Source organism: Streptomyces racemochromogenes (genome assembly GCF_039535215.1).
Taxonomy (GTDB): Bacteria; Actinomycetota; Actinomycetes; order Streptomycetales; family Streptomycetaceae; genus Streptomyces; species Streptomyces racemochromogenes.
In genome coordinates this window covers 6550485-6575322 of sequence record NZ_BAAAWT010000001.1, presented here as the reverse complement: position 1 = coordinate 6575322, position 24838 = coordinate 6550485, and the positions used below count along the sequence as shown (strand labels likewise).

Below are 24838 nucleotides of genomic sequence, written 5' to 3'. Positions count from 1 at the left end.
CCCATGGAACCAGCCCCGGAACCGCAGCCCACGCTCACCGAGCCCGACGCGGCAGCGGTCGCCGAGGTCATGCAAGGTCTCGCCTCACCCGCCCGGATCCGCATCCTGGCCCGGCTGCTGCACGCCCCCTGCTCGGTCGGCGAACTGGCCGACGCCCTCGGCCTCGGCCAGCCCACCGTCTCCAACCACCTGCGCCTGCTGCGCCACCTCGACCTGGTGGCCGGACGCCGCGACGGGCGCAGCGTGGTCTACGAACTGCACGACGAGCACGTCACGGCCCTGCTCCGCCAGGTACTGGAGCACGTCCACCACGGCCGCCGGGGCTAGACCACGGCGCGCCCCGAAGGTCAGCCGCGGCCTCCCGGCGCTCGGCGCCGGACGCTCGATCCCCACGCCGGTCAACCCGCTTGACCCGCCGGCCCCCATAGCCCACTCGGAGTAGCGCCGGGCGCGAGGGGGACGCGCACTGCGACCTGGACGTCTCGGCACCACATCGCCGCACCTCCAGGGTCGGCCGGCATGCGGCCTCGCCTCCGTCCGGGTCAGGCTGATGCCGTGAACCCGCAGCCTCTGATCGTGGTGGAGCCTCCGGACAGTCGTGGGTTGAGGGATGTCCGCGTCCGGGGTCAGGTCGTGGGGCGGGCCTGGTCTCCGCGAGACCTGCGCGGCCTGCTGCGCCGTGCCGAGGTCCCGGATGACGTGGACCTGGAGGCCGGTGAGCTCGTGCACTGGCGGGGTGGGGGCGCCGAGGTCTGGCCGGACCGGCCTTGGAGACGGCGGGCGACTTCGGCCCTGATAGCCGCGGGCCTTCTCGTCACCGCCGGCGTGCTCGGCAAGATAGGCAAGACGGACGTCTCGGACGCCCTGACGTTCGGGGGGCGCGTGGCAGGCGCGACGTTCCTCTTTGCCAGCATCGTGGAGATGATTGCGGCGGTCTGCGCCTTCGACTATTTGGGGAAACGACGCTGGGTCTACTCCGGAGCGGCCGTTCTCGTGGGTGTCGTCATCGCACTGGCCTTGAACGCCCTTCTCCTCGCCATGCAGATCGACGCCGGAGAATACAGCCCTTACGCATGGGTCTGGCCCACCGTCCTGGTCTGGGCCTTCTGGGCACTGCGGAGGATCAGCCCCCAGCAGATATGGAGGCAGTCGCCCCATCCCAAGAAGGTGGCGACCGGTGCGGCAGTGGCCGGACTCATATCCATCGGAAACCTGCTCTACTCCCGCGTCTACGTGCCGTACTCAAGCCCCCTCACCATGGACATCGTGGTCAAGTTCGGAGAGCCTCAGCTGAACACCAAACACACCGTCCTTTATGTTCCGATGACCGTGACCGTCAAGAACAACGGAAAGGTCCCGCTCTACATCCTGGGGACCCTGTACAGGGTGTACGGACGTTCGGCGGATTTCACCGAAAAGGACAGGGGGATAGCGGAGTGGAAAGCCGACATCCGGGACGGCGGCACCGTGGAGCGGAACATCAGCGTGATGGGGCTTGATTTGATCAGCTCCGGCGAGGTCATTGTGAAAGGCGGTGGTTCCTTCATGGAGGCAGGTGACGTCATGAGCGAAGAAAGGGTCCTGACCATCCCCGCGAACTCGCAATTCGACTCGCTCGAAGGCGACGCCGAGGCCGTGGTCATGAGGACGGATCGCGCCACGCTGAGCAACGACTTCCTGCCTTCGGGCACCGCCTCATGGGACGACTCGCTCTCCCATGTGACGGACGCACCCAAGTGGGTGGCCGAACCGGGAGACGAGTACCTCAGATATCAGGCCCGAGTCTATTACAGCAATGAGATCCTCAATGCGACTCGCCGCCCGCGCTACGCCACCATCTGGTGGGTCGTGAACAAGACCGCGGACGGCTGGCAGTCCAGCTACCTGCAGGCCACGATTGCACTGAAGAACGAGGAAGCACGGCAGCCCAGTCCTCTGGACTCGGAGGAGACCGCCACGAGTTACGGTCTGTATTTCTTTCACAGTGCCACGGCGCGGGAGCCGTTCGCGGCACTCGTGAAGCCGCCCGCGCACTAGCGGCTGTCTGAAGTCGTGACCAGGCGGCGGGGTGGTTGACAGCTTCATGCGTGGGGCCGGTTAGGGTCTGCGCATGTTCGCTGAGCCTGTTCCCGCCCCGGTTCTTACGTTGCGCCTCGCAACCCGCACCGACCTGCCCGTGGTCCTCGCCCTGCTGGCCGATGAGGATCGGGTGGTGGACCCGGCGACTGTCACGGTCACGGAGGCGTACGAGGACGCCTTCGCGGAGATCGACGCGGACCCGCGCAACGAGATGCTGGTCCTTGTTGAGGACGCCGACGGTCAGGGTGAGGGCGGGACGGTGGTGGGCTGCCTGCAGGCGACGTACATCCCCGGGCTCGGCAAGGGAGGCGCCGAGCGGGTCCTGATCGAGGCGGTGCGGATCCGCGCGGACCGGCGAGGCGGCGGGCTGGGCCGGGTCTTGATGGAACGTGCGATGACGCGAGCACGCGAGCGTGGCTGCGGACTGGTCCAGCTGACGAGCAACAAGCAGCGCGAGGACGCGCACCGCTTCTACGCCGGACTCGGCTTCATCCGCAGCCATGACGGGTTCAAGCTCGGGCTCTGAAGCTGCCCTTCTTCTTGCGGTCGGCGGACTGGTCCGCCTTCTCCGGGATCTCCGCTTTGACCTTCCGTTTGCGCAGGTAGGCACGGTTGGCGCGGGATGAGCCGGGGGCTGTCGGCGGCCTGTGCCTCGGTCGGGACGAAGCAGAGCGGGCGGCAGCGCGGATCCGAAGCGAGGTGGACCTTGGTGGTCAGGCCGCCACGCGAACGGTCGCCGAACGATCACCGGAGGACGCATCTCCCCCATTGATCGCGACTTCAGACAAGCCGTAGACCAGCGGGCGGCACAGGAGGGCGGCTGGGGAGGGGCGGGAGGCGGCGCGGGTGGTGAAGGCGATGCCCGCCGCGTATTCGGTGGGCGCGCACTGGCCCTTGTAGTGGCCCCGGGCGAAGTCGCCGCCGCCGGCTCCCGGCGGGCGGTTGTCGCCGCGGTCGAACCAGAGGGTGCGGCCGGCGGCCGGCGGGAGGGCGGTGCGGGCCGGGGCGCACAGGGCCGCGGAGACGCGCTCGCCGCGCAGGCTGTACCCGATCAGGAACTGCCCGGCCGGGCACTGGAGCTTGGTGTAGCCGCCCGCCCAGTCGCCGCCCGGCGGGACGTACGCCTCGTCGCGGACCACCGTGTGGCCGCCGGCCGGGGCACGCAGGTCCGAGGTGGTGCACAGGCCCCGGCCGCCGGTGTGGGCGAGGCCGGTCAGCCGGGCGCCGTCCGGGCAGACGGCCTTGCGGGCGCCGCTGTCCCAGTCTCCGGAGGCGCGGGTGCGCAGGGAGGCGTTGTGGTCCCGGTGGTCGGTGCTGAGCTGGTACCAGGCCGGGGTGGCGGGGACGCGCCCGGTGCGGCCGGGGGCGGTGGTCAGGGCGGTCAGGGGGGCGGTGCGCCAGTCGGCGGGGTCCAGGGCTCCGCTGCGGCGGCCGGTGGAGTCGTAGCGGAGCAGGGCCCAGCTGTCGCCGCCCGGCGCGCCCTGGGCGGTGGTGCTCCAGCCGACGAGCGGCCAGTACGCGAAGTCGGCGTCGGAGCCGGCCAGGTAGGAGGTGAGGTTCTGGAACCAGGCGCGCGGGGCGGCGCCCGTCTCGTCCGCGCCGATGCCGAACTCGCTGATCCAGACGGGGGCGCTGAAGTGGGTGCCGGTCTCGGCGGAGACGAAGAAGGCCTGGTCGTAGAGGGTCTGTTCGAGCTGGGCCCGGCTCATGTCCTGGTAGCGGGGGTCGTGGGTCTCGCCGAGGCCGGTCGCTCCGCTGTGCCGGGGGCCGGTGTACCCGTAGAAGTGGGCGGAGTACACGAGCTTGCCGGAGACGACGAGGGTGTGCGAGAGGGTCCGCACGGGGGTGAGGGTGGGGCGCTCGTGGGGGAGTCCGTCGAGGGGGATGCCGGTCCAGTTGATGCCCTCGACGACGATCAGCAGGTCCGGGTTGGCCTCGGTGAGGATCCGGTCGGCGGCCTCCTGGGAGGCGGCCTGCCAGTCGTGGCCGTCGCCCAGGCCCCAGTTGGGGTCGTCCCAGGTGTCGCGGCGGACCTCGTTGTAGAGGTCGGCTCCGACCACGCGCGGGTTGTCGCGGTAGCGGCGGGCGACCGAGACCCAGTCGTCGGCCCACTGGGCGGTGGAACGGCCGCTGTTCCAGCGTTCGTTGCCGTCGAGGCCGCAGCACCAGCGGGTGGTTCCGGTGTGGTTGTTGAGGATGACGGCGAAGCCCGCGTCGGTCAGGGCGGCGACGACGGCGTCGAAGACCTGGAGCGGGGTCCGGCCGCGCAGGGCCGGGTTGGCGGCGACGGCCGCGTCCGGGACGGGGGCGGTGGTGTGGAGCATCTCGTTGGAGAAGGGCAGCCGGATGCTGTTGAGGCCGAGGGCGCGGAAGTCCGCGAGCAGCGCGGGCACCGGGACCCGGTCGAGGCCGAGCGGGATGCCGTGGGAGTCCTGTCCGCTGTGGTGGGTGGCGGGGTCGGTCCGGTCGCCGGAGCCGTTCCAGGAGCCCTGGGCGCCGTCCCAGTTGCCCGAGCGCAGCCGGAACCGCTCCCCCCGGGCGTCGACGACGTAGCGGCCCCGGGTGGAGAGCGGGGGCGTCCAGGCGGTGTCCGCCGCCGGGGCGGGTGCCGTTGCGGACGTGGCCGCCGGGGCCGGTCCCGGCGGGCGCGCCGCAGGGGCGGCGGCGGCCGGCAGCGCTCCGGCCGCCAGGAACAGCACGCTCAGCAGCACCCGTACGAGGCTCTTCATCTCGCTCCCGCCCGCTCCGGCCGCCCGCTCCGGGCGGCTGCGGCCGACAAGTTACCGGCCGGTCGTACCGGGCGGAAGGCACGGGAGCGCCCCGCCTCACCCGTCCGTCCGCGGAGGCGTCAATTCCGGCAAGCGGAGGCCATCCCTTCACACGCGGCCACCTGGCCAAAACCGCCCCGCGCACGCCGGTACGCCTCTACCGTGCCCTGAGGGGCAGCCGGCAACGGGAGGGTGGGGCTGATGGACGACGACGAGGACATGCGGCTGGCGAGGATCACGCCGGAGATCTCCCGCCGCACCCTGGCGATGCTGCGCGGTCTCGCCGGCCTGGAGCCGCCGGAGCAGGTGCCGGAGGACGCCATGACGGTCGCCGACGCGATCCTCGACGACCACGGTACGGACGGGCTGCGGGTGCTGGTGATGACCCTGGCCGCCTGGGCGACGGCGCAGATCGAGAACGTGGCGGAGCTGAGCGGGCGCAGCCACGAGGCGGTGCTCGACGCGATGGAGCTGGCCTGCCTGGAGGCCAATGCCGAGGAGTAGCACCCGGCGGCCGACGGAGGGGTTTCTTCCGCCGGGGTACGGGCGACGCTCAGGGGCGTCGGCCCGGTGCCGCCGCCCGCCACCCTCGGTGGCCGGCGCGCGACCGACGGTTCCCGTGCCGCGGCACGCCCCGATCCGGGCCCGGTCGGCGACACTGGGGGGACCAGAGGCTCGTGGGGGGTCGTGATCGGAGGCCGTCGTGAGCACACCTTCCTCCATCCGGATCGCCGCCGTCCTGTCGGCCGAGCACCGCGGCCGGCTGATGGCGCACGCCCGTGAGGTCAACTTCCCCGAGGGCGCGCGGCTCTTTGACGAGGGCGGGCCGGCCCAGACGTTCTGGATCGTGCGTTCCGGCACGGTGACCCTGGAGATCCCGCTGCCCGGCCGCCGTACGCCCGCGCCCGTGGAGAGCCTCGGTCCCGGGGAGCTCGTGGGCTGGTCGTGGCTGTTCCCGCCGTACGTGTGGCAGCTGAGCGCCGAGGCCATGACCCCGGTGCGCTCCTACGAGTTCGACGGGGCGACCGTGCGGATGCTGATGGACGCCGATCCCGCCTTCGGCTCCGCGATCGGGCACTGGGTCGGGCGGGTCCTCGCCGTCCGGCTCCACCAGACCCGCACCCGGCTGCTCGACCTTTACTCCCCGCGTTCGGTGGCGGGCCCCTGAAGGGCGCTCCAAACCTTTCGGGGAGGGGTGTTCGGCCGTTTCCCGCGATCCCTCCCCCACAGGTCACGGCGTCACCGGGCGGACGGCCACGGCTGCGGACTGCGCTCATGCACTCACGATCGGTGACGAGAAACGGTCGCACGAACGGGCGTTCACGCTCCGGATCGGCAAGACTCCCGTCCGTTATCCGAAACGCCGACCCGAGGAGTGTTCGAAATGCGGTCCATCACCAGGAGTCTGGGACTGGCTTCCGGAGCAATGGCCCTCACCGCCCTCACCGCGCTCGCCGGAACGGGAGCCGCCGACGCGGCGCCGGCCGGAACGCAGAGCCTCTACTCGCCGTCCGCGCTCGTGGTCAGCGTGACGGCCGGGGAGGACACCGCCAACGGGACGGTGCTGCGCGCGGCGACGCTGGTGTGCGCGCCGCGGCCGGGCGGCACGCACCCGGCCCCGGCGGCGGCCTGCGCCGAACTGCGGGCCGCCGGGGCCTCGCTGGACGCCCTCGCCGCTCCCCGGCCCGACACCGCCTGCACCAGGGAGTGGAACCCGGTGACCGTCACCGCCGAGGGCGTCTGGCAGGGCCGTCGGCTGAGCTACACGTACACCTTCGGCAACCCCTGCGGGCTGCGCAGCACCACCGGGGTGCTCTTCGGCATCTGAGGGACCCCGGTCCGGCCGGGCGGCGCCGTGCGACCGCCGTCCGGCCCCGGCCGCCGTCCGCCCCTGCCGCCGGCCGCTCAGCCCAGTTCGAGACTGGTGACCCCGTACAGCCCGGCCAGCTCGACGTCCGGCGCCGGCCCGGTGTACATGCGGGCCGTCTCGAAGGACGGGGTCAGCCCCAGGCCGGTGGCCACCGCCGCCGCCGCCGGATTCGCGTCGGGCACGTCCACCGCCACCTCCCCGCCGGGGGCGTGCCCGGCGAGCCGCCGGACGAGGGCGGCGGCCGCCTCCGGGGCGGCGGCGTAGAGCGGGCCGATCCGGGAGGCTCCGCTGCAGGGGCGGACCACGCCGAGGCCCTCGATCCGGCCGTCCCGGACGGCCGCGAGCGCGGTCCTGCCGGGCAGCGAGGTCCAGGCGGCGAGGAAGGCGTCCCGCGGCTCCGGGAAGAAGCGGCGGTCGTAGGCGGCGAGCCGCGCGAAGGGCAGCGAGGCGGCGTCCACGATCTCCACGCCGCCGTCCGCCTCGCCCGCACCGCCGTCCGGGGCCGTGCCGGCGGGGCGGGGAACGCCCTCGTAGCGCATGTTGGTCCAGGCGGAACGGAAGCCGGACTTGCGGTAGTTGTCCTGCTGTTCGACCACCCCGTCGAGTCCGACGAGCCGCCCCTTGAGCCGGTCCATCCCCGCCTGCCACAGCCGGATGCCGAAGCCCTGCCCGCGTACGTCGGGCCGGGCGATGTAGAAGCCGATGAAGCCGAACCCGGTGCCGTAGCGCACGGCGGAGATGCAGGCCACCGGCTCCCCGTCGCGCCTCCCGACCAGGAAGCCGTCCGGGTCGGCGACCGCGAAGGCGAAGCGGTCGCCGTCCCCCGGGTTCCAGCCCTCCGCGTCGGCCCAGGTACGCAGCAGTTCCATGTCGGCGGCGCTCGCGCCGGTGATCTCGAATCCCGTCATGGGCGGTGTTGTACCAGAAGGCCGCAGGCGTGCGCAGGAGCGCTAACCGGCCGTCAGCAGGCCGGCGAGGACGGCCGGGTCGACCGCCGGGTGCAGGTCGCTGACCTGGCCGTCGCCCACCTCGACGACCCGCCAGACCCCGTCCTCGCGCAGCGCCAGGTCGGTGGTGACGAAGCGGCAGCCGAGCGCCCCGACGGCGGACCGGACCGGTTCGAGCGCGGCGGCGGGGAGCGCGGCGGCGGGCTCGGGGTGGTCCGGGTGGGGGGTGGCCAGGCGGGGTTCCCCGTCGCGCCACCAGACGCGGACCTCGGGACCGGTGAAGCGCTCGAAGGCCCGCAGGACGATCCCGCCCGCGAGGAACTCGTCCTGGAGTTCGACGAACCGGCTGACCACGCGGTGCACGGCGGGGCGGTCGGCGAGGTCGGGGAGGTGGCAGGCCTCGCGCCACTCGTGCTTGCGGGACTTCACGTAGTCCTTGACGATGCCCGCCCCGGCCGGGAGGGCGGCGGCGAGGGCCGCGAGCCGCTCCCCGTCCGGGGCCTCGCCCGGCGCGGCGGGCAGCCAGCGGCTGGCGGGGGTGAGCGCGGCGAACGTCTCGTACCAGCCGGGGAGTTCATGGGCCCGCCGGTAGGCCTGGGGGGTGACGGCCAGCCGGGCGCCGCGCCCTCGCAGGGCCGCGTCGAGGGCGGCGTACCGCTCGGCGGGGACCATCCAGCCCCGGTACCAGACGGCTCCGGCCCCGGCGGGTACCCGGGCCACCGCCCGCTCGGCGTCCCCGGCGAGCAGGGCGTCGTGGTCGACGAGCGCGACGGCCCCGCCGGCGGCGCGCACCTGCCGGGCCTCGGCCGCGAAGTGGGAGTCGGCCCGGCGGTCGTGCAGCGGGTCGTGGCAGTAGAGGACGGTGGTGGTCGTGTTCACTCCCCCACGATAGGGATCAGCCGGCGCAGATCACGTCGTCGAGCGCGATCGGCCGGGAGTCGAGGCGGACGTACGCCGTGAAGGTGTCGGTGGCGCCGGAGTCCCAGGTGGTGGTGACCGTGGCCCAGCCGACGCCGGCCGCCTGGGCCACCGTGGCCGGCCCGACGGCGATGTCCCGCGGGACGCCCTGGGCGCAGAGCACGACGTCCGCGTCCGGGCTGTGTGCCTGTTTCTCCTTCAGCTGTTGCGAGATCCGCTGGCTGCGGTCGCGCGCGGAGGGGCCGTGGTCGCCGTAGAAGGCGGTGAGGAAGGTGGTGATCTCCTCGGCGGTGTGGTGGTGGTGGCCGTGGTGGTGGAGGGACCATCGCGGCACCGGGTCGGCGAGGGCGGCTGCCGGGACCGACGACGCGACGAGGACGAGGGGGAACAGCGCGGCGGACAGTGCGAGCAGCAGGGTGCCCGGGCGGGAGGGGAAGAGCGTCATGTCCGGTTTGTAGCCGCCCGCCACCACCGGCGGTCAGGGGCGCGGCGCGGGCTCACTCCGGTGGGCCTGGAGATTCACCGCAGAAACGACCCTCCCCCTGCGCCGACCGGCCCCGCGCGCCCCGGGGCCCGGCCGGGACGGTAATCCGTTCGCCGGGTCCGGGTGGTTCTGCGTAGGGTCGGCGCATGGGGAAGCCGCTCGTCGCAGTGTTCAGTGGGGCCGGGATGTCGACGGATTCCGGGATTCCGGACTACCGGGGGCCGCAGGGGCTGTGGCGCTCCGATCCGGACGCCGAGAAGCTCGTGACGTACGAGTACTACATGGCCGACCCGGAGATCCGGCGCCGGTCCTGGCTGATGCGGTCCGAGCTCTGGGCCCTCGCTCCCCGCCCGAACGCGGCACACCTCGCGGTGGCCCGGCTGGAGCGCTCCGGCACGCCGGTACGGGTGATCACGCAGAACGTGGACGGCCTGCACCAGCTCGCCGGGACGCCCGCGCGGAAGGTGTTCGAACTTCACGGGACGGCCCGCGAGGTGGTCTGCACCGGCTGCGGCGCCCGGTCGGGCACGGAGGAGGCGCTGGCCCGGGTGGCCGCCGGGGAACCGGATCCCGCCTGCCTGGTGTGCGGCGGGATCCTGAAGACGGCGACCGTGATGTTCGGCCAGCACCTGGACGGCGAGGTGCTCGCGCGGGCCGTGGCCGTGGCCAAGGGGTGCGAGGTGTTCATCGCCGTCGGGTCGACCCTCCAGGTGCAGCCGGCGGCCTCGCTCGCCGGGATGGCGGCCGAGGCCGGGGCGCGGCTGATCATCGTCAACGCGGAGGAGACCCCGTACGACCCGCTGGCGGACGAAGTGGTCCGCGAGCCGATCGGCACCGCCCTCCCGGCCCTGCTGGCGCGGTTCGCGTAGCGGCTCGGGTCAGGCGGGGTCCAGCTGGGCGGCGAGGCCGTCCAGGAGCAGGCCGAGGCCGAGTTCGAAGCCCCGGTCGTCGAGCCCGGCCAGGCCGGAGCCCGTGGCGGCGGCGCCGGTGAGCGCGCCGGCCAGGGCCGGGTAGTCGGGGCGGTAGTCGGCGGGGGCCCGGGCGAATCCCGCCGTGAACGTCTCCAGGGCCGAGCCGAGCACCAGGTAGTCGACGGCGGCCGCGGCCTCGGCCGCCCGGGCGGGGGTGCAGCCGGCCCGCACCAGGGCGGCGAGCAGCGCGTCGTAGCCGCGCAGCGCCTTGTCGGCGGCGACCTGGCGCCGGGCAGCCGGGGCGATGGCGTTCGGGTGGCGCAGGTAGACGCGCCGGTAGCCGCGGGCGTACGCGGCGATGCCCTCGCGCCAGTGCGGATCGTCGAGCGGGCTCAGGTCGATCTCTTCGTTGATGAGCTCCGAGACCGCGTCGAGCACGTCGTCCTTGGAGGCGACGTGGTGGTAGAGCGAGGCCCCGCGCACGCCGAGGCGGTCGGCCAGGGTGCGCATCTTCAAGGCCTGGGGGCCTTCCTCGTCGAGGAGGTCCAGGGCCGCGCGCGCGATGTTCCCGCGGTTGAGCAGCGGCTGGTTGGGTCGGCCCACGGTGATCCCCCTCGTTCTCCGCCGCCAGATTACCGGGAGGGAGGGGTTCCCAAGAGGTCCGGGGCGGGTTAAGGTCCCCGCATTCCCGATACCTAACAACGTTAGATTTACGTTCCGGAGCACTCCCGGCCGCCCCGGTGCGGGCGCCGGTGCTCCCCCTCCCCCAGAGGTGCGCATGCCAGACCTTTCCCCCCTCGCCCCCGGCGCGGACGTCCCGCGGGACACCGACGCCGCCCGCCTGAGCGCCCTGGGCTACGAGCAGGAGCTGAGCCGCAGCCTCGGCGTCCTCGGGAACATCGCCATGGGCTTCGCCGTGGTCTCGCCCGTGGTCGCCCTCTACGCCGTCTCGATGGTCGGCACGATGATCGCCGGGCCGGCCTGGGTGTGGGCGCTGCCGATCGTGCTGCTCGGGCAGTGCCTGGTGGTGAACGTCTACTCCGAGCTGGCCTCGCAGTGGCCGCTGGCCGGCGGCCCCTACCAGTGGGGCAGACGGCTGCTGGGCCCCTCGTTCGGCTGGATGAGCGGCTGGGTCTGGCAGTTCGCGGTGATGTTCGGCAACACCACCGTGGCCTACCTGGCGGCCCCCTGGGTCTTCGCCCTCATCGGGGTCGTCCCCACGCCCGGCGCCCTGGTCGCGGTCGCCGCCGGGATCCTGGTGACCTGCATGCTGGTCAACGCGTACGGCATCCGGATCCTGAGCTGGTTCGTGTCGCTGGGCATCGCCGCCGAGGCCGTCGCCTCCGTGCTGGTCGGCTTCACCCTGCTGCTGTTCTTCCGCGAGCACGGCTTCTCCCTGTTCACGCGGACGCTCGGCGCCGAGGAGCTGTCCGGCGGGTCGGCCACGATGGCCTTCCTGGCCGTCCTCGCCGTCGCCGGCTGGGGCTTCATCGGCTTCGACGCCTGCGTCTCGACCGCCGAGGAGACCAAGGACGCCGGGCGCCAGGTGCCGCGCGCCATGTGGTGGGCCCTGCTCAGCGTCGGACTGGTCGTCATCCTCAACGCCATGGCGGTCGCCCTGGCCCATCCGGACCCGCGGGCCGTCGTCGCCGGCGAGGACCTCGACCCGGTGACCACCGCCGTGGTCACGGCCTTCGGCTCCTGGTCCGACAAGCCCTTCGTCGCCGTGGTCCTGGTCGGCTTCCTCGCCTGCGCCATGGCCTCCCAGGGCGGCGCCGCCCGCGGGGTGTACTCGCTGGCCCGGGACGGGGTGTTCCCCTTCTCCCGCCAGGTCCGCCGGGTCAACCGGCGCCAGGCACCCATCGGCGGCCTGGTCGCCTCCACCCTCGTCAGCTGTACGGGCCTGCTGCTCGGCCTGAACGCCACCGCCATCGGCAGCCTGATCGCCTTCGGCACCGCGGCCACCTTCCTGCCCTTCTTCCTGGTGACCCTGGCCGCCCTGATCGCCCGGCTGCGCGGTACGTGGGTCCCCTCCGGGCACATCCGGCTCGGCCGCAAGGGCACCTTCCTCAACGCGGCGGCCGTCCTCTGGACCGCCTTCGAGGTGGCCAACGTCTGCTGGCCGCGAGCGATCCTGGCCCCCGCGGGAGCCCCCTGGTACCAGGTCTGGGCAGGCCTGCTGGGCATCGGGGCGGTGATCACCGCCGGCCTGCTCTACCTCGCCGTCAAGAAGCCCCAGGACACGCTGCGCGCGGCGGCGGTCCACGAGGAGCGGGCCGCGCCGTCGCCCGTCGCCGCCCCCGTCACCGAAGCCCGCTGACCCCGGCGGGTGTCCGGCGGCCACCGCCGGACACCCGCCCCTCCCGCCCCCTCCCCACCACAGAAGGAGAAATGTCATGCCCCTGCCACGCATGAGCCGGCGCGGTTTCGGCGCCGCCGCCCTCGCGGCCGCCGCCTACCCCGTCCTCGGCGGCCCGGTCCCCGCCTTCGCCGAGGACGCGCAGGCCAAGGGGGGCGAGCGCTACCACGCGCCCGCCGAATGGGAGCCGCACTCCGCCTGCGTCATGGCCTGGCCGTGGGACAGGAACGTCGGCTGGGGCCCGCTGCTCGACGAGGTCCAGGGCGAGGTGGCCGGCATCGCCCGCGCCGTCGCCCGCCACGAAACGGTCGTGATGTTCGCCGAGCCGGGACAGGCGGACCGGGCCCGGGCCCGCTGCGGCAGCTCGGTCACCGTCACCGAGTACCCCGTCAACGACTGCTGGGCCCGCGACACCGGCCCCGTCCTCACCGTGAACGACGCGCGGACCCGCTCGGCCGGCCTGGACTTCGGCTTCAACGGCTGGGGCGGGAAGTACCCGTACGACAAGGACGACTTCCTGCCCGTCGGCGTCTGCGCGTACCTGGGCGTCCCCCGCCAGCCCGTGGCCATGGTCCTGGAGGGCGGCTCCGTCATCACCGACGGCCAGGGCACCCTGATCACCACCGAGGAGTGCCTCCTCAACCCCAACCGCAACCCGGGCCTGACCCGTGCGCAGATCGAGGCCGCGCTGCTGGCCTCGTACGGCGCGAGCAAGGTGGTCTGGCTGCCGTACGGGCTGGCCGGCGACGACATCACCAACGGGCACGTCGATCTCGTCGCCGCCTACCTGGGCCCGGCCAGACTGCTGCTGCACACCCAGCCCGACCCGGCCAACCCGAACCACGACCGGATGGCCGCCAACAAGGCGGTGCTGGACGCGGCCACCGACGCCTGCGGGCGGCCCTTCCAGATCGTGGAGATGCAGCACCAGCCGCAGTTCCGGTACAACGGGCTGATGGTGCGGACGTTCAGCTACACCAACTACTACGAGACCAGCGGCAGCGTCGTCGTGCCGACGGCGGGCGAACCGGCCGACGCCGCGGCCCTCGCCCAGTTCGCCGCGCTCTTCCCGGGCCGCCAGGTGGTCGGCGCCCCGGCCCGCACCCTGGCATGGGGCGGCGGGGGCGTCCACTGCGTGACCCAGCACGTCCCGCGCGTGCGCTAGGCGGTACCGCGGCGCCTAGCCCGCGTCCGCCGCCCGGCGCATCTCGGCCACGTCCAGCTTCTTCATGCGGAGCATGGCGGCCGTGGCGCGGGCGGCGCGGCCCGGGTCCTCGTCGCTGATCAGGTCGATGGCGCCGGGCGGGATGACCTGCCAGGAGAGCCCGAACCTGTCCTTGACCCAGCCGCAGGCGGACTCCTGGCCGCCGTCGCCGGTCAGCGTGTCGTAGTAGTAGTCCGCCTCCTGCTCGTCGGAGCAGTGGATCTGGAAGGAGACGGCCTCGGTGAAGTGGAACTCGGGGCCGCCGTTCAGCGCCACGAACCGCTGGCCGTTGATCTCGAACTCCACGACCAGCACCGACCCGGCCGGCCCCGGGCCCGCCTCGGTGTACCGGCCGGTCCGCAGGATCCGGCCGTCCTTGAAGACGGACAGGTAGTAGTCGGCGGCGGCTTCCGCTTCGCCGTCGAACCACAGGCACGTGGTGAAACCCTGGGTGGTCATGACTGCCTCCGGGCGGTTGGGGGCGGCGGGAACGCCGTCCTCACATACAGACCGGTCCCGCGCCCGAAACTCATCGGGGGGCGCGGGACCGGTCTGTACGTTCACCCGTGCGGGCTACATCCCGAGCATCCGGTCGACGACCTGCTCGGCGGCCCGGCCCGTGTCGAGGTCGCAGAACTCCTCGCGGAAGGCAGCCCGCGCCTGCGCGTACTCGGCGCCCACCGCGTCCGCGTCGCGCACGGCCGCGATCAGGCTCGCCGAGTCCGCCAGCAGCGGGCCGGGGGCCTTCGCCTCCAGGTCGAAGGTGAAGCCGCGCAGGGTGTCGCGGTAGTGCTCCAGGTCGTACGTGAACAGCAGGATCGGCCGGTCGGTCAGCGCGAAGTCGAAGAGCGCGGAGGAGTAGTCCGAGACCAGGACGTCGGCGACGAGCAGCAGATCGGTGGTGTCCGGCCAGCGCGATACGTCGACGACGAAGCCGTCGCGCACGCCGTCGCGGAGCTGCTCGTTGACCCGGTAGTGGCCGCGGACCAGCAGGACGTGGTCCTCGCCCAGCTCGCGGCGGGCCGCGTCCAGGTCGATGCGCAGGTCGAGCTTGTAGCCGCCGGAGAACCCTTCGCGGTTCTCGCGCCAGGTGGGCAGGTAGAGGACGACCTTCTTGCCCTCCGGCAGGCCGAGCCGCCTGCGGACCTCGGCGATCCGCTGGGCGTCCGGGCGCACGAGGGCGTCCGTGCGCGGGCTGCCGACCTCGATGACCTCGCCCTTGTAGCCGAGGGCGCGCTGGAGGACGGGCGTGGCGTACGAGCTCGGGGAGGCGAGCAGCGTCCACTGGGCGCTGTCGTGCTCCAGGCCCTCCAGCACCTCGGGGCTGGTGTAGTAGTCGTGCGTGTAGTCGTAGCCGATCTGCTTGATCGGCGTCCCGTGCCAGGTCTGCACGACGGTCTGGCCCGGGCGGCGCAGGAAGTGCGAGGGCACGCTGTCGTTGACGACGTAGTAGCGGGCGCGGGCCAGGACCTCCCAGGCCTCCAGGCTGTCGTACTGGACGGCGCGCGCGGTCGGCGGGACCTCGGCGCGGCCGTCGCGGACCAGCCACACGTGGTCCAGCTTCTCGCCCCGGCGCACGAGCTCCTCGTGGATGGCGCGGGGGGAGTCGCCGGCGGCGTGGCCCTGGAAGGTGTCGTAGACGACCATGTCCTTGACCGGCAGGCGGCGCTGGGCCGGGTAGGTCTCGTCGCGGGCGATGCGCTGCGCGTGGCGGGAGCGGTCGTGGGGGCTCAGCAGCGGGTCGCTGACCAGGACCATGCGGTCGCGCAGGCGCGCCTCGACGCGCATCCGGCGGCCGAGGACCGTGACGGCGAACGGACCGGAGTTCACGGCCGGCGCGATCAGCTGGACGGGCGCGCCGCGGTCGACGCCGAGCAGGCCCGCGGTGGTGCCGCCCTGGGAGACGGGGCGCAGGGTGGGCCACCAGCGGCCGGCCGGGATGGTGGTGCGGCCGGCGTACGCCTCGGGCAGCACCGGCTCGAAGGAGGCTTCGAAGCGGTCGCCGTCGCGGGTGACGGGGTAGCAGAACTCCGTGCCGTGGTGGTCGTGGAAGACCAGTTCGTACGCCTCGTCGGCATGGGCGTCCGGGGCGTGGAAGACGCCGGCCAGGGTCAGGGTGCCGTCGTGCGCGGTGACGGTGTCGACCAGCGGCGGGGTGGGCTGGACGGAGAGGACGAGGTGTCCGGTGGCGCCGCGCTTGGCGAAGACGGCGCGCTCCCCCGCGGTGCCGGGCAGCGGTGCGACGAGGCCGGCGAAGCCGCCGCGTTCGTCGTGGGCCAGGGGGTGGCGGGTGCCGTCGGCCCGGACCACGGTGAGCTCCCACGGCTCGGGGGTCCAGACGCCGGGCTTCGCCTCGGCGGCCGGGACGGCGCCCAGCTCGGCGAGCGGGACGACCGCGGTGAAGGCGGTCCGGCCGGCGGCCGCGGCGCCGCCGGTGGTCAGCGGGACGCTGACGGCGGTGCCGGTGCGGGTGTGCTGGGCGTGCAGGGTGGCGCCGGCGCCGACTTCGGCGGCGAGTTCGCCGGCGAGTTCCAGGGTGCCGTCGCCGCGGCGGACGTCCAGGACCCGGGCCTTGACGACCTCGACGTGGACGGTGAGGGAGCCCGCGACGGTCGGCAGTATGCGGACGTCGGGGGTGGCCCAGTAGGCCGGCGGGGCCATGCCGCTGTCGTGCTCGCCGCCCTTGAGGCGGGCGCGGTGCAGGCCGCCGGCACCGGTGACGGCGATGGAGGTGGTCCAGGTGCCGTCGTGCCACTTGCCGCCCGACTGGAAGACGCTGGGGTCGACGATGGCGGTGAACCCGGCCCAGTCGGCGTGCCGCAGGGCGAGGTGCGGGGTGTTCACCGTGGCCATCGGGGAGGCGACGGTGCGGGTGCTGACGACGGTGCGGCGGCGCTTGCCCTGCTCGCGGAAGACCAGCACCTTGCGGGAGCCGAGGCGGCTCTCGGCGCCCATGTGCCCGGGTACGGCGTAGCCGCGCAGGTAGAGCTTGCCGTCGTTCCAGACCGCCTGCTCCAGGCGGCTGACGACGCGGCGCTCGCGCGGGCCGAGGGTCAGCAGCTTGGGCGGGACCGGCGCCTTGAGGAAGGGGTAGTCGGCCTGCGGGCGGGCCAGTCCCTTGACCGGGACGCTGTAGCTGAAGTCGCGCTGGTGGCGCGTGAGGGCGATGAACTCCTCGACGCGGCCCTCGCGGGCCAGGTAGGCCTTGAGCCGGTCGGCGACCGTCAGCTCGGACCACGGCTCGGTGCCGATCTCCCGGACGAGGCCGCCGACCTCCTTGACGAAGGCGGCGCGGAAGTCGGGGCCGCCCTCGCCGACGTACTTGTAGATGAGGGGCAGTTCCTCGCTGAGCACGTTGTGGTCGTAGTCGCGCAGGTAGCGGGCGTACTTCTCGCCGGACTTGGCGAGCAGGGCCTCGCGGACCAGCCGGACCGAGGTGACGCGGTCGATGACGGAGACCGGGTCGGTGGAGCGCTGGGTGATGGAGCGCTCGCCGGTCTCGCGGACCCGCCAGTGGTAGACGACGTCGCTGATGACGTCGACGCTCTTGGCGAAGTAGTGCGCGGGGATGCTGACGGGGGCGTCCTCGTAGAGGATGCCCTCGGGGTACTGGAAGCCGTGCTCCTCCCAGAAGCTGCGGCGGTAGACCTTGTTCCACGCGGTGCGGTCGGTGACCAGCGCCGGGAACTTCGAGATGTGGGTCTTGGGCCGGTCGTTCGCGAATGCGACCCGGTGGCCCCACGACTGCTGCATGCCGACGGACCGGAAACGGGTGACGTTGCCGGCGGCGAAGTCCGAGCCGGTCTCGTCGAGGGAGTCGATCATCCGCTGGTAGGCGTAGGTCGGCATGGTGTCGTCGCTGTCGACGAAGGCGATGTACTCGCTGCCCGCCGTCGCGTGGCGGAAGCCGACGTTCCGTGCGGCGCCGAGGCCGGCGTTCTCCTGGAGGACCACCCGGAAGCGCTTGTCACGCTCAGCGAAGGCCTTGGCGATCACAGCACTGGTGTCGGTGGACCCGTCGTCGACGATCACGACCTCGAAGTCGGCGAACGTCTGCGCTGCTATGGATTCCAGGCACTCGTCGAGATAGAGCTCGACGTTGTAGACGGGTACGACGATGCTCAGGCGCGGGGGCATGGGTGGCGGGTTCTCCAGCGTTTTTGGCTTTATCGACGGGTTTGAAGATCAGCTGATTACAGCATCTTACTCTGTAACAGGATGATAAAGTCTGCCCATCTCGGACATATGCCTAGGTCCGCCGGGGCGGACGGCAAAGAATTCCGCCGCCCGCCACCGCGCCGTCACGGCCCCGGGGCCGCGGTCAGATGTCCAGCTCGGCTTCGATCTTCTTCAGCTGGAGCCGGGCCATCGCGAGGTTCGCCCGTCCGCGGTCGAGCGCGAGGTAGAGGAAGAACCCCTCACCGCTGCGCCCCTTCAGCAGCCTGATCAGGTGGTACTGGTTGCCGAGCGTGATCAGGATGTCCTCGATCTCGTCCTTCAGGCCGAGCATCTCCATCGTGCGGACCTTGGCCCGGACCACGTCCGTGTTGCCGGCGGCGGCCACCGAGAGGTCCAGGTCCTTGTTCCCGCCGACGGTGCCCAGCGGCATGCCGCTGCCGTAGTCGACCAGGGCCGCGCCGAGGGTGCCCTCGATGCCGGCGGCTTCCTTGAGAGCGGTCTCCACGTTGATCATGGAATTCTTCCTCTTTCCGCAGTGGCCCGCACTGACACGGGCCGGATCATTTGCTTTCGCGTATTACCGGTGTGCTGGCGATGGACGTCAGGGACGGTCCGGCTCCCGGCCCGGGGGCGCGGCGCCCGGGGGCGGCAGCGCGGGGCCGCGGCGGCCGAGGCGGTGGTCTATGAGCTCGCTGATGCGCAGGGTGGAGCGCCGGGCCTCCAGGTGGAGGCGGCCGACGTTGACGCGCGGCTCGGCGATCAGGGTGAGGACGGCCGCGTCCCCCGCGGCGTAGGTGGCGACGTATCCGTGCTCGCCGCGTACGAGCAGCTCGCGGAAGCCGCCCTGGCCGGTGCAGTCGCTGAGCCGCTGGGCCACGCCCAGGGCGGCCGCGGTCAGGGCCGCGAGGGACTCCGCCTCGCCGGCGGCGCTCTCCTGGGCGAGCACCAGACCGTCGGCGCTCGCGGCGAGGACCCCGGTGAGCTGGGGGACGCGGGCCCGCAGCCGGCGGAGTTCGGCGAGTATGTCGGCTTCCGCCTCGGCGGGCACCATCGGCGGGCTCATGTCGGCCTTCCTCTCTTCGGGCCGCCTCTCCTCGGGCCGCCCCTCCTCGGGCTGCCTCCGCTCGGAGCGGTCGGCTCGCAGGACCGGTCGGAGCGGGAGCCTCACAGGCTTGCCTCCAGTGCGTCGCGTAACCGGCGGAGCAGTGCCACGTCCGGGGGTTGGACCTGGGTCATCCAGTCGGGCAGGGGTTCGGGGGGCGGCGGCGCGGGGACCGGCGCGGCCGGGTGCGGGGTCTCGACGAGGCCGGCCGCGGCGAGTCTTCGTACCTCGAGCAGGGTGTGGAAGGCGGGCCGGCCCAGCACCCACGCGAGGTCGGCCGGCGTGCGCACGCCGTCCGCCTGTTCGAGCAGGATCCGCTGGCGGGCGGTGACGGTCTGGCCGGGCGCGGCCGCGCGCGGCACCACCGGGCAGATGTCGAGCAGCGGGTAGGGCCACACCGCGTCCAGCAGTTCCCGGCGGCGGCAGGTCTCCCGTTCCACCGCCGCCGCCGGGACGGAGCGGACGGAGCCGATCCAGTGGGTGGCGCCGCGGCGGAACCGCGAGGGGCCGCTGCCCGGCGAGAGCGCGAAGAAGGCCGCGTCGAAGATCGCCGCGAGGTGGCAGATCTCCAGTTCGCCGCCGGCCAGCCGGCCGTTGTCCACGAGGAAGCGGCCGACCTGCCGGCGCGCGCCGGCCTCGTTCACGGCCTCGGTCCAGCGCTCGGGGGCGAGGCCCCCGCCGGTGGTGAGCAGGACGTCGAGGCCCGGGGTGGAGGGGCTCTCGGCGTGCACGACGCGGCCGTCCTCCAGGAAGAGGGTGCCCCGGTCGCGCAGCAGGGCGCCGGTGGCGCGTTCGGCGGCGAGCCGGGTGAGGAGCGGGGAGACCGCGGTCGTGGCGGCGGTGGCGGCGGTCATCTCAGGACCAGTCCTTCGGCGAGGGCGCGGAGTCGGTGCCGGGCGAGGGCGAGGTTGCCGTCCGTGCGGTCGAGCCACAGGTGCAGGAAGACGCTGCTGTCGAAGCTGGTCTCGACGAAGCGGAGCACGTGGTAGCCGGTGCGCGTGGTGACGATCAGGTCCTCCACGGGCGGGCCGGGGGCGCCCGCGTCGTCCGGGCCGGGAGCGAAGGACTCGTACTCGGCTGCCGCCCGGGCCAGTTCCGCGGTCTCGGCGGCCGTGGTCTCATGGTCTCCGACGGGCGAGTCCCCGGCGGTGCCCAGGGCGAGTCCGCTGCTCCAGTCGACGAGCGCGGCGCCCCGCGCACCGGGCAGGGTCATGGCTTCGAGCAGGCATTCGTCGATCCCAGGCACGCGGGCTCCCCTCCCGGCCGGACGTGCTGGTCGCACGGTCGTACGGCGTGACAGGAGGGAACTTACTCAAGTTCCACACTGTGGAAGGGGGTTCTGGCATTTTCCGCTGGAACATGCGCGGTACCGCGCGACACCTTGGCCGGAACCCGTTCGTTTTTGATCAAGCCTGTAAATCGGGCCCCCGTCCGACGCCCGCCGAACACCCGTCCCACCCCGTCGGGCCGGCTTCGGTCAGCCGGCCGGCCTCTCCGGAAGCAGACGCTCCACCATCACCCCGAGCAGGTCGTCCACGGGGTGGGCTTCGATCAGGGCGGGGATGGTGAGGTCGTCCACGATCAGGCCCTGCATCGCGAAGTAGACCAGCGCCACGCCGATCCGGTCCCCGGGCAGGCCCGCGTCCAGGTGCCAGGCGATGTTCTCCTCCAGCTCCTTGGCGAGGAACGCGGACAGCTCGGCCTGGAGTTCGGGCCTGCGGGTGGCCTCCAGGCGCAGCTCCAGCACGGCGGTGTGGACGCTGCGCTCGCGGCGGATCCGCCCGAGGAGGCGGCCGAGCAGCACCTTGGTGTCCAGGGGGCCGTCCAGTTCCTCCGGTCCCGGGGTGAGGCGTTCGCGGGTGCGGTGCAGGATTTGCACCAGCAGCTGCCCGCGGTTGGCGAAGTAGTTGGAGGCGGTGCCGGTCGGCACCCCGGCCTCCGCGTCCACGGCGCGCAGGGTCAGGCCGCGGGAGCCCTCGCGGGCCAGTACCTCGATGGCGGCGTCGAGCAGCGCGGCTCGGCGCTGCGGATTCTGGCGCATGTGCGTTCCCGGGAGGTGCGGTGGCGGGGAGGCGTGCCCGTAAGCACTGCACCCACAGTACTCTGCGCCGCCGACGGACCGGGCCACGGCCTCCGAAGCCTCCCCACGGCGGCGTCCGCCGTGTCACCCTGCCCGTCATGGACCGGATCATCGAGGAGATACGCGAGGACCTGAGCCGCCGGCTCGCCGTGGCGGCGGACCGGCTCACCGACCGGACGCTGACCGAGGATCCCGCCTACGCCGCGCTGACCGGGCGGGCCGAACTGCGCGAGCGGATCCACCACACCCTCCACCAGGCCGTCGAGGGCCTGGTCCGCAGCTCCCGGGGGCTGCCCGTGGAGCTGGCCGGCGCCCGCGCCACCGGCGCCCTGCGCGCCGGGCAGGGGCTGCCGCTCGACTCGCTGCGGCGGACCTACCGGTACGGGGGGCGGCTGCTGTGGCAGAGCCTGACCGAGGCGGTGGCGGCGCACGACCGGGCCGCGCTGCCGCGGCTGTTGCCGGGGGCGGGCGCGCTGTGGGACGTACTGGACCAGATGACGGAGGCCGCCTCGGAGGCGTACCGGGCGGCCGAGGCCGAGCGGGGCGGGCGCGAACGCGAGCGCCGGGCCGCCCTGCTGGACGCGCTGTTCGACGGCTCGGGCCCGGTGGCGGAGGCGGCGGCGCAGCTGGGGCTGCCGGAGCGGGGCCGCTTCGCGGTCATCGCGCTCGGACCGGGCGGGCCGGGCGGGCCTGGTGGGCCTGGTGGGCCGGGTGGGCTGAGCTGGCCGGGCGGGCCGAGCGGGCCAGGCGGACCGGGCGGGCTGGGCGGACAGGGCGGGGCGGGGGCGGGGTCCGGCGGGAGCGGTTCCGCCCGGCTGTGGTGGCGGGTACGGGCCGACGGGGAGACGGGCCTCGCCGACCTGGGCCACCAGCCGCTGGAGTCCCTGCGGGCGCTGCTGGCTCCGCTCGCCGTGCGCGCCGGGATCAGCCCGGTGGTCGCCACCCCGGCCGAGCTGGCCGGGGCCCGCCGGCTGGCGGTCCTGGCCCTGCGCACCGCCCCGCCGTCCGCCGCGCCCGGCGCCGCCCTGCTGGACGAGCGGCTCCCGGCCGCGCTGGTGGCGGCCGATCCCGAACTCGCCGCCCGGCTGCGGCGGGTGGTGCTGGGGCCGGTGCTGGAACTGCCCGCGGAGGACGCCCGGCTGCTGCTGACCACGCTGGGCACCTGGCTGGCCTGCCAGGGCTCGACCACGCACGCCGCCCAGCGGCTCTACTGCCACCGCAACACCGTCTCGAACCGGCTGCGCCGCCTGGAGCGGCTCACCGGCCGCGCCCTCTCGGACCCGGCGCACGTGGTGGAACTGGCCCTGGCGCACGCGGCGGCGGCCCAGGGCCCCTCCCCCGCCGGGGCTACGGCGCCTGCGGCTCCCCCTGGCGGGCCGACTCCAGCAGGTACGGCACGTCGATCACCGCGACCCCCGGGGTGAACAGCAGCCGCGCCTTGAGCCGCAGCGCGTTCTGGTTGTGCAGGGGCTGCTCCCACCAGTGCCCGACCACGTACTCCGGGATGACCACCGAGAGCGCGTCCGTCCCCTCGGCGGCCGCGGCCTGCTCCACGTACTGCATGACCGGTCCGATGACCTCCCGGTAGGGGGAGTGCAGCACCTTGAGCGGGATGCCCGGGTCGTGTTCGGCCCAGGCCTCGCGCAGCCGCCGGGCGTCCTCCTCGTCGGCGGCGACGGACAGGGCGGTGAGGGTGTCGGGCCGCAGCCCGTGGGCGTAGCCGAGGGCCTTCAGGGTCGGGGCGTGCACGTTGGCGACGAGGACGACGACGTGGTGGCGGGAGGGCATGCGGGGTCTGACCCCGGGTGCCACGGCCACCTGGCGGGCGACCTGGTCGTAGTGGCGGCGCACCCCCTTCATGCCGAGGAAGAGGGCCGGCATCGCGATGACGACCAGCCAGGCGCCGTGCGTGAACTTGGTGATCAGGACGATGACGAGGACCAGGGCGGTCATGACGGCGCCGACGGCGTTGATGGCGAGGCGGCGGTGGATGTGGACGCGTTCGGACCGGGGCGTGGCGGGTGAGGCGAGTTCGCGCCGCCAGTGCCGGACCATCCCGGACTGGGAGAGGGTGAAGGAGACGAAGACGCCGATGATGTAGAGCTGGATGAGCCGGGTGAGTTCGGCGTCGAAGGCGACGATCAGCGCGATGGCCGCGAGCGCGAGCAGGACGACGCCGTTGGAGTAGACGAGCCGGTCCCCGCGGTTGAAGAGCTGGCGGGGGGCGTACCGGTCCCTGGCGAGGATCGAGGCCAGCATCGGGAAGCCGTTGAAGGCGGTGTTCGCGGCGAGGATCAGGACGCCGGCGGTGACGGCCTGGAGCAGGTAGAAGAGGAAGTGCCAGCTCCCGAAGGTGGCGCGGCCGATCTGGGCGAGCGCGGTGGACATCGGGGTGCCGGGGGGCAGGCCCAGTTCGGTGGGGTCGGCGGCCGCGTGCACCTGGTAGACCATGGCCAGGACGGTGATGCCGGCGAACATGGTCACGGAGAGCGCGCCCATGGCGGCCAGGGTGGTGGCGGCGTTCCGGGCCTTGGGCTTCCGGAAGGCGGGGACGCCGTTGCTGATGGCCTCGACGCCGGTGAGGGCCGTGCAGCCGGAGGCGAAGGCGCGCATCGCGAGGAGCACCACGGCGAGGCCGGTGTAGGTGCCGGCGGCGGTGATCGGGAGGTGGGCGGACTCGGCCCGGATGGTGTCGCCGGTCGCGAGCCGGACGGCGGCGACGGCGAACATCAGGTAGATGACGAGGACGAACCCGTAGGTGGGGACGGCGAAGACGCGCCCGGACTCGCGTACGCCGCGCAGGTTCATCAGGGTGAGCAGCACCACGAAGCCGATCGACAGGGCGACTTCGTGGTCGCTGAGGGCGGGGATCGCCGAGGTGATGGCGGCGACGCCGGAGACGACGGAGACGGCGACGGTCATGACGTAGTCGACGAGCAGGGCGCTGGCGGCCGTGAGGGCGGCGGTCGGTCCCAGGTTCTCGGAGCTGACGACGTAGGCGCCCCCGCCGCCCGGGTAGGCGTGGCAGGTCTGCCGGTAGGAGGCCACGACGACGACCAGCAGGAAGACGATGGCGGCGGCCGCGTACCAGGTGAGGTGGAGCAGGGCGACTCCGCCGAGGGCGAGGATCAGCAGGATCTCCTCGGTGGCGTAGGCCACGGAGGAGAGCGGGTCGCTGCAGAAGATGGGCAGTGCGAGCCGTTTGGGGAGCAGGGTCTCGCCCAGGCGCGCGGTGTCGAGGGGTTCACCGACCAGCACGCGTTTCGCATTGATTCGCCTCATTCCGGCATAATCATCCATTTCAACTGGATAACGGGCGCTTGCAGCCTGTGTCCCGGGGCGGGGCGTTGCGCCGTACGGCCCAGTGGCGATCTTGCGGGGGCGCTGCGATGGTGATCGGGTCGGCCGCCGCGCGGTCCTCCCGGACCCGGCGACCGCCTCGACGGAAGGAGACGGCCGTGTACGCAGCTGTCGACCTGGCCTACGACTACCCGGTGCTGGGCGCGTTCTGGACCGTGATGTGGGTCTTCCTGTGGGTGATGTGGCTGATCCTGCTCTTCCGGATCGTGGTGGACGTCTTCCGCGACCACGACATGAGCGGCTGGGTCAAGGCAGCCTGGCTGCTCTTCCTGCTCCTCGTCCCGTTCCTGGGCGTGCTGGTGTACGTCATCGCCCGCGGCCGGGACATGGGCAGGCGGGAGATCAAGCACACGCAGGAACAGCGGCAGGCCTTCGACGCCTACATCCGGGAGACGGCCGGCTCGGACGGTCCCGGCACGTCGGGCGCCGACGACCTGTTCCGGCTCTCCGAGCTCAAGGCCAGGGGCGAGCTGAGCGAGGAGGAGTTCCAGCGGGCGAAGCAGAAGCTGCTGGCCTGACCCGTCAGCCCTGACCCGTCAGCCCTGCTCCGGCGGTCCCTCCCTCCCCGCCCGCGCCG

The 24838-nt window shown here is 73.1% G+C and carries 24 protein-coding genes and 1 pseudogene; 11 read left to right on the top strand and 14 right to left on the bottom strand.

The features are described 5' to 3' along the window. Window positions 1-3 precede the first annotated feature (3 nt). From ABD973_RS30480 to ABD973_RS30470, 3 genes are all read left to right on the top strand, one after another. Complete coding sequence (locus tag ABD973_RS30480) at window positions 4-327, top strand: ArsR/SmtB family transcription factor (RefSeq protein ID WP_125602291.1); 324 nt, start codon at window positions 4-6, stop codon at window positions 325-327. A gap of 228 nt (window positions 328-555) precedes the next feature. After that, window positions 556-2037 (top strand): hypothetical protein, encoded by a 1482-nt coding sequence (locus ABD973_RS30475; protein ID WP_345503365.1) that lies wholly within the window; start codon window positions 556-558, stop codon window positions 2035-2037. Window positions 2038-2110: 73 nt separating this feature from the next. Next, window positions 2111-2605, top strand: coding sequence for a GNAT family N-acetyltransferase (locus ABD973_RS30470; protein WP_345503363.1), 495 nt, complete (start codon window positions 2111-2113; stop codon window positions 2603-2605). A 1-nt stretch (window position 2606) separates the two neighbouring features. Here the strand turns inward: ABD973_RS30470 and ABD973_RS30465 are convergent. Beyond that, window positions 2607-2811, bottom strand: a pseudogene (locus tag ABD973_RS30465) (hypothetical protein); the annotation flags it as partial. Continuing rightward, entirely contained in the window at window positions 2793-4808 is a 2016-nt protein-coding gene (locus tag ABD973_RS30460; protein WP_345503361.1) for a glycoside hydrolase family 5 protein, read from the bottom strand. The pseudogene ABD973_RS30465 and the gene ABD973_RS30460, both read right to left, overlap by 19 nt. Before the next feature lie 240 nt (window positions 4809-5048). Here ABD973_RS30460 and ABD973_RS30455 point away from each other — a divergent pair, with 240 nt between their 5' ends. The 3 genes from ABD973_RS30455 to ABD973_RS30445 all read left to right on the top strand — a co-directional run bounded on the left by ABD973_RS30455 (window position 5049) and on the right by ABD973_RS30445 (window position 6675). Further along, a complete protein-coding gene (locus ABD973_RS30455) occupies window positions 5049-5351 on the top strand; it encodes a hypothetical protein (protein ID WP_007262440.1) in 303 nt (100 codons plus the stop codon). A gap of 199 nt (window positions 5352-5550) precedes the next feature. Continuing rightward, on the top strand, window positions 5551-6015 hold the full coding sequence (locus tag ABD973_RS30450; protein WP_206436476.1) for a Crp/Fnr family transcriptional regulator: 465 nt from the start codon (window positions 5551-5553) through the stop codon (window positions 6013-6015). 216 nt (window positions 6016-6231) lie between these two features. After that, complete coding sequence (locus tag ABD973_RS30445) at window positions 6232-6675, top strand: SSI family serine proteinase inhibitor (RefSeq protein WP_164720827.1); 444 nt, start codon at window positions 6232-6234, stop codon at window positions 6673-6675. Window positions 6676-6752: 77 nt separating this feature from the next. On the opposite strand, the gene ABD973_RS30440 is transcribed toward ABD973_RS30445, so the two are convergent. Genes ABD973_RS30440 through ABD973_RS30430 form a run of 3 tightly spaced genes read right to left on the bottom strand, consistent with a single transcriptional unit; the run spans window position 6753 to window position 9027 of the window. Then, window positions 6753-7625: a GNAT family N-acetyltransferase gene (locus ABD973_RS30440; protein ID WP_345503352.1), complete on the bottom strand. Its 873-nt coding sequence runs from the start codon at window positions 7623-7625 to the stop codon at window positions 6753-6755. Between the two features lie 42 nt (window positions 7626-7667). Continuing rightward, window positions 7668-8543 (bottom strand): ATP-grasp domain-containing protein, encoded by an 876-nt coding sequence (locus tag ABD973_RS30435; protein WP_125820118.1) that lies wholly within the window; start codon window positions 8541-8543, stop codon window positions 7668-7670. A gap of 16 nt (window positions 8544-8559) precedes the next feature. After that, on the bottom strand, window positions 8560-9027 hold the full coding sequence (locus ABD973_RS30430; RefSeq protein WP_241253124.1) for a hypothetical protein: 468 nt from the start codon (window positions 9025-9027) through the stop codon (window positions 8560-8562). Window positions 9028-9212: 185 nt separating this feature from the next. Between ABD973_RS30430 and ABD973_RS30425 the strand changes: the two genes are divergently transcribed. Then, window positions 9213-9935: an SIR2 family NAD-dependent protein deacylase gene (locus ABD973_RS30425; protein ID WP_125820119.1), complete on the top strand. Its 723-nt coding sequence runs from the start codon at window positions 9213-9215 to the stop codon at window positions 9933-9935. Between the two features lie 9 nt (window positions 9936-9944). Here the strand turns inward: ABD973_RS30425 and ABD973_RS30420 are convergent, their stop codons facing one another. Continuing rightward, complete coding sequence (locus ABD973_RS30420) at window positions 9945-10580, bottom strand: TetR/AcrR family transcriptional regulator (RefSeq protein WP_125820120.1); 636 nt, start codon at window positions 10578-10580, stop codon at window positions 9945-9947. A 175-nt stretch (window positions 10581-10755) separates the two neighbouring features. Here ABD973_RS30420 and ABD973_RS30415 point away from each other — a divergent pair, with 175 nt between their 5' ends. Both ABD973_RS30415 and ABD973_RS30410 read left to right on the top strand, forming a co-directional pair. Continuing rightward, entirely contained in the window at window positions 10756-12297 is a 1542-nt protein-coding gene (locus tag ABD973_RS30415) for an APC family permease (RefSeq protein WP_125820121.1), read from the top strand. Between the two features lie 76 nt (window positions 12298-12373). Further along, a complete protein-coding gene (locus tag ABD973_RS30410) occupies window positions 12374-13501 on the top strand; it encodes an agmatine deiminase family protein (protein ID WP_345503347.1) in 1128 nt (375 codons plus the stop codon). A 15-nt stretch (window positions 13502-13516) separates the two neighbouring features. Here the strand turns inward: ABD973_RS30410 and ABD973_RS30405 are convergent, their stop codons facing one another. The 7 genes from ABD973_RS30405 to ABD973_RS30375 form a co-directional block, all read right to left on the bottom strand. After that, a complete protein-coding gene (locus tag ABD973_RS30405) occupies window positions 13517-13999 on the bottom strand; it encodes a VOC family protein (RefSeq protein WP_345503345.1) in 483 nt (160 codons plus the stop codon). Between the two features lie 114 nt (window positions 14000-14113). Further along, on the bottom strand, window positions 14114-17677 hold the full coding sequence (locus ABD973_RS30400; protein WP_125820123.1) for a bifunctional glycosyltransferase/CDP-glycerol:glycerophosphate glycerophosphotransferase: 3564 nt from the start codon (window positions 17675-17677) through the stop codon (window positions 14114-14116). Window positions 17678-17861: 184 nt separating this feature from the next. Further along, window positions 17862-18233: a hypothetical protein gene (locus ABD973_RS30395; RefSeq protein ID WP_125599282.1), complete on the bottom strand. Its 372-nt coding sequence runs from the start codon at window positions 18231-18233 to the stop codon at window positions 17862-17864. Window positions 18234-18320: 87 nt separating this feature from the next. Further along, window positions 18321-18770 carry a roadblock/LC7 domain-containing protein gene (locus ABD973_RS30390; protein ID WP_125599301.1) on the bottom strand — a complete coding sequence of 150 codons (450 nt, stop codon included), beginning with the start codon at window positions 18768-18770 and terminating at the stop codon, window positions 18321-18323. Window positions 18771-18883: 113 nt separating this feature from the next. Beyond that, the gene (locus tag ABD973_RS30385; protein WP_125599285.1) at window positions 18884-19675 is read right to left on the bottom strand and encodes a transcriptional regulator; all 792 of its coding nucleotides are present in this window, start codon (window positions 19673-19675) and stop codon (window positions 18884-18886) included. Then, entirely contained in the window at window positions 19672-20067 is a 396-nt protein-coding gene (locus tag ABD973_RS30380) for a hypothetical protein (protein WP_125599288.1), read from the bottom strand. The genes ABD973_RS30385 and ABD973_RS30380 overlap by 4 nt, the downstream gene beginning before the upstream one ends. 231 nt (window positions 20068-20298) lie before the next feature. Then, on the bottom strand, window positions 20299-20862 hold the full coding sequence (locus ABD973_RS30375; RefSeq protein ID WP_345503339.1) for a TetR/AcrR family transcriptional regulator: 564 nt from the start codon (window positions 20860-20862) through the stop codon (window positions 20299-20301). A 137-nt stretch (window positions 20863-20999) separates the two neighbouring features. Here ABD973_RS30375 and ABD973_RS30370 point away from each other — a divergent pair, with 137 nt between their 5' ends. Continuing rightward, window positions 21000-22325: a helix-turn-helix domain-containing protein gene (locus tag ABD973_RS30370; RefSeq protein WP_345503337.1), complete on the top strand. Its 1326-nt coding sequence runs from the start codon at window positions 21000-21002 to the stop codon at window positions 22323-22325. On the opposite strand, the gene ABD973_RS30365 is transcribed toward ABD973_RS30370, so the two are convergent. Next, the gene (locus tag ABD973_RS30365) at window positions 22249-24183 is read right to left on the bottom strand and encodes an APC family permease (RefSeq protein WP_345503335.1); all 1935 of its coding nucleotides are present in this window, start codon (window positions 24181-24183) and stop codon (window positions 22249-22251) included. The genes ABD973_RS30370 and ABD973_RS30365 overlap by 77 nt on opposite strands. A gap of 236 nt (window positions 24184-24419) precedes the next feature. On the opposite strand from ABD973_RS30365, the gene ABD973_RS30360 reads away from it, so the two are divergent. Then, window positions 24420-24779 (top strand): SHOCT domain-containing protein, encoded by a 360-nt coding sequence (locus ABD973_RS30360; protein WP_386381999.1) that lies wholly within the window; start codon window positions 24420-24422, stop codon window positions 24777-24779. Window positions 24780-24838 lie beyond the last annotated feature (59 nt).